This is a genomic window from Streptomyces sp. NPDC058291, from assembly GCF_042880855.1.
In the GTDB taxonomy this organism is placed as follows: Bacteria; Actinomycetota; Actinomycetes; order Streptomycetales; family Streptomycetaceae; genus Streptomyces.
The window spans coordinates 17,052-27,010 of record NZ_JBHVYK010000101.1; the positions used below are offsets into that span (position 1 = coordinate 17,052).

Annotated in this window: 8 protein-coding genes; 4 read left to right on the plus strand and 4 right to left on the minus strand. The window is 74.1% G+C overall.

Going from position 1 to position 9,959, the window contains the following annotated elements; translation table 11 throughout:
- Window positions 1–152 precede the first annotated feature (152 nt).
- Window positions 153–2,228 (minus strand): SpoIIE family protein phosphatase, encoded by a 2,076-nt coding sequence (locus ACFVYK_RS33180; protein WP_389780409.1) that lies wholly within the window; start codon window positions 2,226–2,228, stop codon window positions 153–155.
- Window positions 2,229–2,469: 241 nt separating this feature from the next.
- On the opposite strand from ACFVYK_RS33180, the gene ACFVYK_RS33185 reads away from it, so the two are divergent.
- The 4 genes from ACFVYK_RS33185 (at window position 2,470) to ACFVYK_RS33200 (ending at window position 6,630) form a co-directional block, all read left to right on the plus strand.
- Window positions 2,470–3,372, plus strand: coding sequence for a hypothetical protein (locus tag ACFVYK_RS33185; RefSeq protein ID WP_389780410.1), 903 nt, complete (start codon window positions 2,470–2,472; stop codon window positions 3,370–3,372).
- 143 nt (window positions 3,373–3,515) lie between these two features.
- On the plus strand, window positions 3,516–3,884 hold the full coding sequence (locus tag ACFVYK_RS33190; protein ID WP_389780411.1) for a hypothetical protein: 369 nt from the start codon (window positions 3,516–3,518) through the stop codon (window positions 3,882–3,884).
- Window positions 3,885–4,029: 145 nt separating this feature from the next.
- Entirely contained in the window at window positions 4,030–6,045 is a 2,016-nt protein-coding gene (locus ACFVYK_RS33195; protein WP_389780412.1) for an FAD-dependent oxidoreductase, read from the plus strand.
- A gap of 30 nt (window positions 6,046–6,075) precedes the next feature.
- Complete coding sequence (locus ACFVYK_RS33200; RefSeq protein ID WP_389780413.1) at window positions 6,076–6,630, plus strand: PadR family transcriptional regulator; 555 nt, start codon at window positions 6,076–6,078, stop codon at window positions 6,628–6,630.
- A gap of 128 nt (window positions 6,631–6,758) precedes the next feature.
- On the opposite strand, the gene ACFVYK_RS33205 is transcribed toward ACFVYK_RS33200, so the two are convergent.
- From ACFVYK_RS33205 to ACFVYK_RS33215, 3 genes are all read right to left on the minus strand, one after another.
- Window positions 6,759–7,298, minus strand: a complete 540-nt coding sequence (locus tag ACFVYK_RS33205) for a hypothetical protein (protein WP_389780415.1) — start codon at window positions 7,296–7,298, stop codon at window positions 6,759–6,761.
- A gap of 251 nt (window positions 7,299–7,549) precedes the next feature.
- The gene (locus ACFVYK_RS33210; protein ID WP_389780418.1) at window positions 7,550–8,506 is read right to left on the minus strand and encodes a fibronectin type III domain-containing protein; all 957 of its coding nucleotides are present in this window, start codon (window positions 8,504–8,506) and stop codon (window positions 7,550–7,552) included.
- 352 nt (window positions 8,507–8,858) lie between these two features.
- Window positions 8,859–9,959 (minus strand): hypothetical protein (locus ACFVYK_RS33215; protein ID WP_389780416.1); only part of this gene is annotated, 1,101 nt, incomplete at its 5' end.

Consider the following 9,959-nt stretch of genomic DNA (forward strand, 5'->3'; position numbering starts at 1 on the left):
GCAGGCGGGTGACGGACGGGAACGGGCGGAGGCGCGGGGGAGACGCTCCGCGGCACCACGGCGGCGCCGTCGTCACGCCGTCGTCACGCCTCACTGTCATTGTCCGGTGAGCCGGGTAAGGAAGCGGTAACGAGAACCTGTGAACCCGGGTGTCAGTCCGTCTCTGCGGCGGGCAGCGCCCGCGCCACCAGCAGCGCGACGTCGTCGTGGTTGTCCGGGTGGTGCAGCGCCTCCAGCAACAGGTCGCACAGATCCTCCAGCGGTCGGGCGGGATCGTCGAGCAGGTCCAGCAGCGCCTCCAGACGCTCGTCGAGCGAGTGCGTGCGGGTCTCGACCAGCCCGTCCGTGTACAGCACCAGCTGGTCGCCCGGGGCGAAGTCGACGTCGGTCGTGGAGAACGCCACGCCGCCCACGCCCAACGGTGCGCCGGTCGGCAGCTCCAGCAGCTCGGGCGGGCGGCCGGGGCGCACCCGGGCCGGCGGCAGATGCCCGGCGTTGGCGATCCTGCATCGGCCGAGCGCCGGGTCGTGGACGGCGTACACGCAGGTGGCGATGGAGTGGTCCAGGCCCTGGGTGATGCGGTCGAGGTGCTCCAGAAGGACCGCCGGGTCGAGATCGAGCGAGGCCAGCGTGGTCGTCGCCGTCCGCAGCCGGCCCATGGCGGCGGCGGCGTCGATGCCGCTGCCCATGACGTCGCCGACGACGAGCGCCGTCTTGCCGTCCGGCAGCGGGATGACGTCGAACCAGTCGCCGCCGACCTCGGTGGTGGCACCCGCGGGCTGGTAGCGGGAGGCGACCTCCAGGCCGCCGGTGACGGGCGGATGGCTCGGCAGCAGGCTGCGCTGGAGGGTGAGCGCGGTGGTGCGGGCGTTCTGGTACCAGCGCGCGTTGTCGATCTGAACGGCCGCGCGGGCCGCCAGCTCACGGGCGAGCAGCAGATCGTCATGGCTGAACGGGAGCCGGTTGCGGGTCCGTTTGAGGTCGAGGGCGCCCAGCACCTCGCCGCGCGCGATGAGCGGCACCGCCAGATAGGAGTGCACGCCGGCCCGGGCCAGCAGGGCGGCCGCCTCCGGGGAGCGGGCGATGCGGGCGAGGTCGGCCTTCTCGACCTGGGCCAGCATGACCGGCCGGCCCGAGCGCACGCACTCGGTGACGAGCCGGTCGGGCGCGTAGCGGGCCACCTCTCCGGGCTGGTCGGCCGCCCGCAGCGCGTCCGGCTCGTCGGCGGCCCGCACCGCGAGGGCGCGGATGACGGCGGGTTCGGCGGGGCCGAGGCTGGTGCGCCGGCCCGCCACCACCGCGTCGAGCAGGTCCACCGCGGCCACGTCCGCGAGTTCCGGCACGGCCACCTCGGCCAGTTCACGGGCGGTGCGCTCCAGGTCCAGGGTGGTGCCGATGCGGGCCGAGGCGTCGGCGATCAGCGCCAGCCGGCGGCGTGCGGCCTCGGCCTCGACGGCCGCGCGGTGCCGGTCGGTGACGTCCCTGACCGAGACGGCGACGCCCAGCACGGTTCCGCGGGCGTCCTCCAGGCGGTACAGGGAGACCGACCACGCGTGGTCCCGGTCCGGGTCGGCCGGGGTGCGTCCGGCCGAGAAGCGGTCGACCAGCGGTTCCCCCGTCCGCAGGACCTGGCGTGCCGCGTCCTCCAGAGCGTGGGCGGGCACCAGCGGCAGCACCTCGCGCACCGTGCGCCCGAGGTGCTCCTCGGCCGGCACGCCGTTGATGCGCTCCAGCGCCGGGTTGACCGACACGTACCGCAGGTCGGTGTCCAGGACGGCGAGGCCGTTGGGGGACTGGGCGACCATCCGGGTGGACAGGGCCACGTCGCGTTCCAGCCGGCGCACCGTCGACTGGTCGGCGGCGAGGCCCAGGGCGTAGACGTCGCCGCGGTCGTCCATGAGCCGCATGTTGCGGAACTCCACCAGCACGGTGGTGCCGTCCTTGCGCCGGATGGGGAACGCCCCCGCCCAGCTCTGGCCGGTGGCCATGACGTCCGCGAACAGTTTCACGACCAGGTCGACATGCCGTTCGTGGACCATCACCCGGGCCGCGTACCTGCCCAGCGCCTCCTGCGCCGAATAGCCGAACAGCTCCTCGGCCTGGGGGCTCCACAGCGCGATGCGGCCTTCGGTGTCGAGCACCACCGAGGCCACGTTCAGCACGTCCAGCAGCCCGCTGGGCCCGGTGGGCCCACCGCTGTCGGCCGCGGACGATCCGGCTGCACTCATGCCACGCACCGCCTCCGCGCCTCGATGCGGCACGCCGTCCCCCATGCCGAGTCCCCCTGTTCTCTCGCGCTCAACCCATTTCTCCCGCGCCCGGGACGACATCTCCATGGTCCTCCAGTACGGCTCGGCGCGCCGTTCTCCTCAGGGCCCGCCACCGTCCATCTGATTGGTCTGTACATGACCATCCCGGCGGGCCAGACTGTGCGCCGAGCGCGCCCCACCCCCCGTCACGAGGAGTCCCATGCCCCTGCGCCCCGTCCGCCGCCGCGCCGTCCTGGCCGGCGCGGTCCGCATCGCCCGCGCCTCCTTCCTCGCGCTGGCGGTCGCGACCGTCACCGCCCTGTCCGCGGCCCCGCCCGCCGCGGCCGCCGACTCCTGGACCGAGATCGGCTCCGACCGCGCCGATCCGCTGACCGAGAGCCAGGGCCTGGCCTCGGTCGAGGTCCCCTCGGGCAGCGCCAACCGCTACACCGGCATCGGTACCGTCCCGCTGTCCTTGTCGGTCCGGGGCTGGAACCACGTCGGCGACCCCGACGCCTCGTACGGCGGCTACTACGTCGAGCCCTACCAGAGCGACTCGAACGGCTCGAAGATGTACCGCGTGCAGGCGCCCGGCGGCGCGTGGTCCGAGTACGTCCACGCGCTCGGCCCCGGCGAGGCCCTGAACAACTCCTGGGTCGCGATCACGCCGGACAGCCAGTGGATGCTCTCGGGCGAGTGGGGCACCATGACCCGGTTCCTCGTCTTCCCCACCCCCGGTGCGAACGCCGGCACCTCGTCCTCCGCCAACCTGCCGCAGGCGTCGACCGTCCGCCTCGACCACGCCGTACGGGACGTCCAGGGCTGCGACTTCACCGGTCCGACCACCCTGCTGTGCTCCTCGGACGACCCGGCCGGCACCCTCTTCGGCGTCACCAAGCCCCTCCTGCAGATCGACCTGTCCGCCGCGCCGAACGGCCAAGGCGACGTCACCGGCCATGTCACGGCACTGCGCCAGCTGCCGCTGCGCAGCTCGTGCTCGGGCTCGTTCGAGGCGGAGGGCGTCGACTACGACCGCCGTACCGGCACCCTGCGCGTGATCGTCGTCTCGCCCGGCTTCTGCGTGCTGACCGACAGCAAGACGTACCGCTTCACACGCGGCTGAGACCGGCGCCGCCGACGGGCCGGCGGCCGCTCGCCTCGCCGGTCCGTCGCTGGTCCCGCTCGGAAAGGGATGGTTTTCTGGGATGTGGCGCGGTTCGCGGGGAACCCGCACAGCCGCGCCACCCCAAGAGAGGAGCGATCACGATGGATCGCGAGCGATCGCACGAGGAGTCCGTCTCCGTCGAGATCAGCGGATGCAGCAAGGAAGACGCCCGGATCGTGTTCGACACGCTGAACGCGTGCTTCGAGTCCGACCGCGGCGCCGGCGAGGAGCCGCAGCAGCTTCACGAGTCGCGCCCGATGGTGTGGCTCGGGACCTTCGAGGTCACCGAAGCGCGCGACTGCGCCGAGCCGGCCCGGCTCTCGTCCTCCGTCGAGGCCGACGCGCAGGGCAGCTACTGGGCGATCGAGCGGCTGCGCTCGACGCTCGACTCGGTGTTCTCGGTGCGCGAGCTGTCGTCGGCCTCCGGCGACCAGGAGCGCGAGCTGCACGTGCTGCTCGAAAGCCGGTGAGCGTCAGCCGGTGAGCACCTGAGCGGGTGAACCCGGCCGGCCGGTGACCTGCGGCACATGAGCGGGCCTGATTGTGCAACTAGTTGCACAACCCGTGCGCGGTCCTCTAGAACTGAGGGACTACCGCCGCGCACGGAGGCCCGCCATGAGCCGTTACCCCCATCTGCTGAGCCCGCTCGACCTGGGCTTCACCACGCTGCCCAACCGCGTCCTGATGGGCTCGATGCACATCGGCCTGGAGGAGGCCGAACGCGGCTTCGAGCGCATGGCGGAGTTCTACGCCGCCCGCGCGCGCGGCGGAGTGGGCCTCATCGTCACCGGCGGCATCGCGCCCAACGACGAGGGCCGGCCCGGCGAGGGCGGCGCCCGGCTCACCACGGACGCCGAGGCCGAGCAGCACCGTCTCGTCACCGACGCCGTGCACCGCGAGGGCGGCCGCATCGCGATGCAGATCCTGCACTTCGGCCGGTACGCCTACCACCCGGACCTGGTCGCCCCGAGCCCCCTGCAGGCGCCGATCAGCCCCTTCGTACCCCGCGAACTCACCGACGCCGACGTCGAGCGCACCATCGACGACTACGCCCGCGCCGCCCGCCTCGCGCGGCAGGCCGGCTACGACGGCGTCGAGATCATGGGCTCCGAGGGCTACCTCATCAACGAGTTCATCGCGGCACAGACCAACCACCGCACGGACCGCTGGGGCGGCTCGTACGAGAACCGCATGCGCTTCCCCGTCGAGATCGTCCGGCGGGTGCGCGAGGCGGTCGGCGAGGACTTCATCGTCGTCTACCGGCTGTCCATGCTGGACCTGGTGCCCGGCGGCTCGACCCTGGACGAGGTCGTCACCCTGGCGAGGGCCGTCGAGGCGGCCGGCGCGACGATCATCAACACCGGCATCGGCTGGCACGAGGCGCGGATCCCCACCATCGCCACCTCCGTGCCGCGCGGCGCCTACACCTGGGTGACGAAGAAGCTGATGGGCGCGGTGTCCGTGCCCCTGGTCACCACCAACCGGATCAACACCCCCGAGGTGGCAGAGGAGTTGCTCGCGGACGGCTGTGCGGACATGGTGTCCATGGCCCGCCCGATGCTCGCCGACCCCGACTTCGTCAACAAGGCCGCGGCCGGCACGCCCGAGGCGATCAACACCTGCATCGGCTGCAACCAGGCCTGCCTCGACCACACCTTCAGCGGCCGCATCACCTCCTGCCTGGTCAATCCGCGCGCCTGCCACGAGACCGAGCTGGTCCTCGCCCCGACCCGGCTGCGCAAACGCGTCGCGGTCGTCGGCGCGGGACCGGCCGGCCTGGCGTGCGCGGTCAGCGCGGCCGAACGGGGCCACGACGTCACCCTCTTCGACGCGGCGAGCGAGATCGGCGGCCAGCTGAACGTCGCCCGCAAGGTCCCCGGCAAGCAGGAGTTCGACGAGACGCTGCGCTACTTCCGCCACCAGCTCGACGCGCACGGCGTGCGGGTACGGCTCGACACGCACGTCGGCCCCGAGGACGTGGCCGACTACGACGAGGTCGTCGTCGCCACCGGCGTCAGCCCCCGCACCCCCGACATCCCGGGCGTCGACCACCCGAGCGTCGTCGGCTACCTCGACGTCCTGCGCGACGGCGCGCCGGTCGGCGACCGCGTCGCGATCCTCGGCGCCGGCGGCATCGGCTTCGACGTGGCCGAGTTCCTCACCGACGGCGGCGACAAGTCGAGCGAGGACCCCGCGGCCTACTTCCGCCAGTGGGGCGTCGACATGGACTACCGGGGCCCCGGCGGTCTCACCGCGCGCGAACGCCCGGCGCCGCCGCGCACGGTCCACCTCCTGCAGCGCAAGACCAGCAAGGTCGGGGCGGGACTGGGCAAGACCACCGGCTGGATCCACCGCACCGAGCTCAAGCACCGGGGCGTCACGATGGTCCCGGGCGTGCGCTACGACCGCATCGACGACGCCGGACTCCATGTGACCGTCGGCGAGCAGAGCACCGTCCTGGAGGTCGACACGATCGTCCTGTGCACCGGCCAGGACCCGCGCCGCGACCTGTACGACGCCCTGGCCGCCGCCGGCCGCCCCGTCCACCTGATCGGCGGCGCGGACGTGGCCGCCGAACTGGACGCCAAGCGCGCCGTCCAGCAGGGCACGGAGCTGGCGGCGGCACTGTAGGCGTCCCGGACGCCTCCCTAGGATGACGGCATGTCACTCCCGCACGCGATCCTCACCGCCCTGCTCGAGAGGCCCTCGTCGGGGCTGGATCTGACCCGCCGGTTCGACAAGTCGATCGGCTACTTCTGGTCGGCGACGCACCAGCAGATCTATCGCGAACTGGGACGGCTGGAGGCCGAGGGTCACATCCGCGCCCTGCCGGCCGAGCATCCGGCCCGCGGGCAGAAGAAGGCCTACGAGGTCCTGCCCGCGGGCCGCGCCGAACTCGCGCGGTGGACGGCGGCCAGCCAGGACCCCAAGCCGCACCGCGACGCCATGCTGCTGCGGCTGCGCGCGGCGGCGGTCGTCGGCACGGCGGGCCTGGAGACCGACCTGCGCCGCCATCTTCAGCTGCACCGGCGGCAGTTGGCCGAGTACGAGGAGATCGAGAAGCGCGACTTCCCGCCCGGCGAGGACAGCGCGCAGACCAGGCTGCGGCACCTGGTCCTGCGCGCCGGCATCGAGCTGGAGACCTTCTGGACCCAGTGGCTCACCGAGGCCCTGGCGGGACTGCCCGCCGTCGAGGACGGGCCCCGGCCGGGCTGACGCCGACCGGCGGGACGCGGTCGGGCCGACGCCGGCCGGCCGCGGACGGGCGCCGGGGCGGTCGGTCCCGCCGGTCGGTCTCGGAGCCGGTCGGTTTCCGAGCCGCTCGGTCTCGGAACCGGTCGGTCTCAGAGCCGGTACGGCTTGGAGCGGCGGCGCAGGAACCAGGCCGCCGCGATGGCGCCCGCCCCCACCAGCGCGCCGCCCACCGCCATGGTGACGGTGCCGTAGTCGCGGGCCGCGCCGCCGAGCCCGCCCATGACCCCGCGCGAGGGCGAGGCCGTCGCCGAGATCGTCGGGGTGGACGGGGCGGAGACGATGACGGACTGGGTGCCCGCCGTGTCGCCGCGCGAGCACATGACGACGACGGTGTACGTGCCCGGGGAGACGGCGGACCAGGCGGCGGACTGCCCGGCGGACGCTCCGGACAGGGCCACCTGACGACCCTGGGAGAAGCTCGCCTGACTGCCGCTGAGCAGCGCGGCGGTGCCCCAGCTGCCGTTGATCTGGGTGCACGCGCTGGTCGCCACCGACACCGTGGAACCGGTCGTGCTGACGGAGATGCCCGAGGCCCGGGCGGCGGCCGGCCCGGAGGCCAGGGTGAGGGGCAGCGCGGCGGCGGCTGCCACGGTCAGCCCTGAGCGGACGAGGAGACGGGAAGTGCGCATCGGATGTCCTCCGGCGGCGGCACGGTGGCGGTACATCCCTTGCGCCGCCGAGGATCGGGTACGCCCGTGCTGCCTCGGGGCCAGCCAATGCGCCTTCCGCCCGCCTCGCACCCGGGCCGCCACCGGGCAGGTGACGGATTCCTCCGTACGGCCCACGCGTACGGCGCGCACCCCGCGTTCGGCTCACGCGTACGGCGCGCACCCCGCGTTCGGCTCACGCGGCCGGCGCACACCCCGCGTTCGGCCCGTGTTCAGGCGCTCTCGCCCGTCGTCACCGTCCGTTCCACCGAGAACGCCCCCCACGTGCCGTCCGGCAGCCGCGCCCGCAGCCGCACCCGGTGGCCGACCCTCGCCTCCCGTCCCGCGTAGAAGCTGTACGCCGCCTTCCCGCGAGGCGGGGCGCCGCCCCACACCAGCGAGGTCGCCGGCCGCCCGTCGAGCTCGATCTGGTACTCCGTGACGACGCCGTCCACCCGGGGCGGCGTCCAGGACAGGTCGAGGTAGTAGGCGCCGTCCGCGAGACGGGAGAGGGCCCGGAAGCCGCCCGGCGCGGTGTCCGGCCCCTCGTCGGCGCCCGTCGGAGTGGTGAGGCGCACCGGCGGGCCGGCCGGCGAGACGTTGTCGGCCGCGTCGCGCGCCCGGACGGTGAACGAGTAGCGGGTGTGCGGCCGCAGCCCGGTGACGACCGTCGCCGTCTGGCCGCCCCCGACGCTGTGGATCTTCGTGTCGCCCTGATAGACGTCGTACGACACGATCCCGCGGTCGTCCGTGGACGCCGACCACGACAGCTGGACCGCCCGGCCGCCGGCGGCCCGGCCGGTCACCCCGCCCGGCGTGGTCGGGGGCGAGCGGTCCGCCGCGGCGGCCGCCGGCGTGGTGGCCCGCACCTCGACGCTGCGCGGGCCGAGCCGCCCGACGGCGTCGCGGGCCCGGACGGTGAAGACGTACGCGGTGGACGGGGTGAGGCGGACGACGTCCAGCATGTGCGCGGAGCCGGGCACGTCGCCGACCTTCTTCCCGCCCCGGTACACCTCGTAGGCGCTGACCTCGGGACCGGCGGCGACCGCGTTCCACATGACGTGCACACTCGTGGCACTTCCGGCCCGGGCGGTGACGCCCGTCGGCGCGCCTGGCGCCCGTCCGTCCTCGGAGCCGCCGACGGGGGCGCAACCGCACGCCACGGCCGCAACCAGCCCGCTCCCCGCCATCCACGGCACGACACGTCGCACGGCTTCGCCTCCTGGCCCGGCCCGACGGCAATGGTCCGGACCAATATGGCGTGGTGGCGCGAGCACAGCAAGAGGCGGGGCGGACGGCCGTTGGCGGCCGCGCCGGGACGTTACGTGTGCTGAAAGCCCCTCACGGCTGACCTCTCCCTGAGGGATGAGGAGTTCATGCCGGTGGCGCGGACCGCTGTCGTCGCTGATCCCCCGTCGGCGGAGTCGCCCCGGCGGCTCGCGGCCGAGACGGCCGCCGAGCCCCCGGCCTCCTGCTCCCCGCCGAGCCCCCTCACGGACGACCGGAACGGGCTGACGCCCGGATCCGGCCCGGCGGGTACGGTCAGCACAGCGGGCAGGTGAGCGGGAGGACGCGTTCGGTGAGACGGCCGGAGAGACAGGCGTCGGTGACGACGGCCTCGGCGAGCCAGTCCGCCGCGGTCAGCTGGTCGACCAGCTGCTGCAACTCCTCGGGATCCACCGGGCACCAGGCGGTGAGCGACGCGCGTCCGATGCCCTGGCCGCCCGGCCCGAGCCGGCCGTCGGCCTCGGTCTGCGCGGCCAGGGTCAGGGCCAGCAGCCGGGTGGTCGCCGAGGCCTTGGCCTTGCGGAGCTTCTTGTCCGAGACGACCTTCTGGGCCCAGCCGCTGAGTTTGGGCCGCACCTTCTTGCCGAACGGGAACGGTCCGGCGCCGTCCTCGTCGGGCGCCAGGGACGGGACGGTGATCGCGGTGGGGTTCTCCGGCCGGGAGGCGATCAGGTCGGCCGCGCTGCCGGGGATGCCGAGCCAGCCGCAGCCGGACAGCCTCCCGATCAGGTCCTCCGGGTCGGTCAGGCCCAGCGCGGTCACGTCCTGCCCGACGAGGTTGCCCGCGCCGGAGTGCGCGGTGCGCAGGGTCAGCATCACCGTCAGCAGTCGTGCCTCCGGGCCCGGCAGCGGGCTGTGGTCGCTCACGTAGGCGAGGACGGAGCGCAGGTGCTGCCAGTGCGTCGGCACGGTCAGCAGCCGGGCCACGGCCGGCCCCTCGCCGTCCGCGCAGCCGCCGGTGCGCTGCAGGTGCTGGGAGCGGGCGGCGACGGCGGCCTGCTCGGCGCGCCGGGCCTCCCACCGCAGATTGACGTCACCGGTCACCTCGGCCCAGGTGACGAAGGCGCGTGCCTTGCGCTCCTGCAATTCGGCGAGGAGCGCCAGGTCGGGTTCGGCGCGCCGCTGGTAGGCGCGGAACAGATCGCCGAGCTCGACGAGCTCGTCACGCAGGACGACGGGTTGCAGGTCGACGGGGACGATCCGCTGGGCGATCCGCCCCTGCGGCCGGCGCATTGCGGGGGCGGAGCGAGGCGACGGCACCGGGTGCGGGCCGACGGCCGGCGGTGCGGCGTCGGAGAACCGGGGCCCGCTCCCGGGGACGGCCGGCGGCCGGCGGGCGGCGGCCGGGGCGGCGGC

Coding starts and splice junctions, on each gene's coding strand:
- ACFVYK_RS33180 (WP_389780409.1), bottom strand. CDS start 2,228: ATGAGTGCAGCCGGATCGTCCGCGGCCGACAGCGGTGGGCCCACCGGG.
- ACFVYK_RS33185 (WP_389780410.1), top strand. CDS start 2,470: ATGCCCCTGCGCCCCGTCCGCCGCCGCGCCGTCCTGGCCGGCGCGGTC.
- ACFVYK_RS33190 (WP_389780411.1), top strand. CDS start 3,516: ATGGATCGCGAGCGATCGCACGAGGAGTCCGTCTCCGTCGAGATCAGC.
- ACFVYK_RS33195 (WP_389780412.1), top strand. CDS start 4,030: ATGAGCCGTTACCCCCATCTGCTGAGCCCGCTCGACCTGGGCTTCACC.
- ACFVYK_RS33200 (WP_389780413.1), top strand. CDS start 6,076: ATGTCACTCCCGCACGCGATCCTCACCGCCCTGCTCGAGAGGCCCTCG.
- ACFVYK_RS33205 (WP_389780415.1), bottom strand. CDS start 7,298: ATGCGCACTTCCCGTCTCCTCGTCCGCTCAGGGCTGACCGTGGCAGCC.
- ACFVYK_RS33210 (WP_389780418.1), bottom strand. CDS start 8,506: ATGGCGGGGAGCGGGCTGGTTGCGGCCGTGGCGTGCGGTTGCGCCCCC.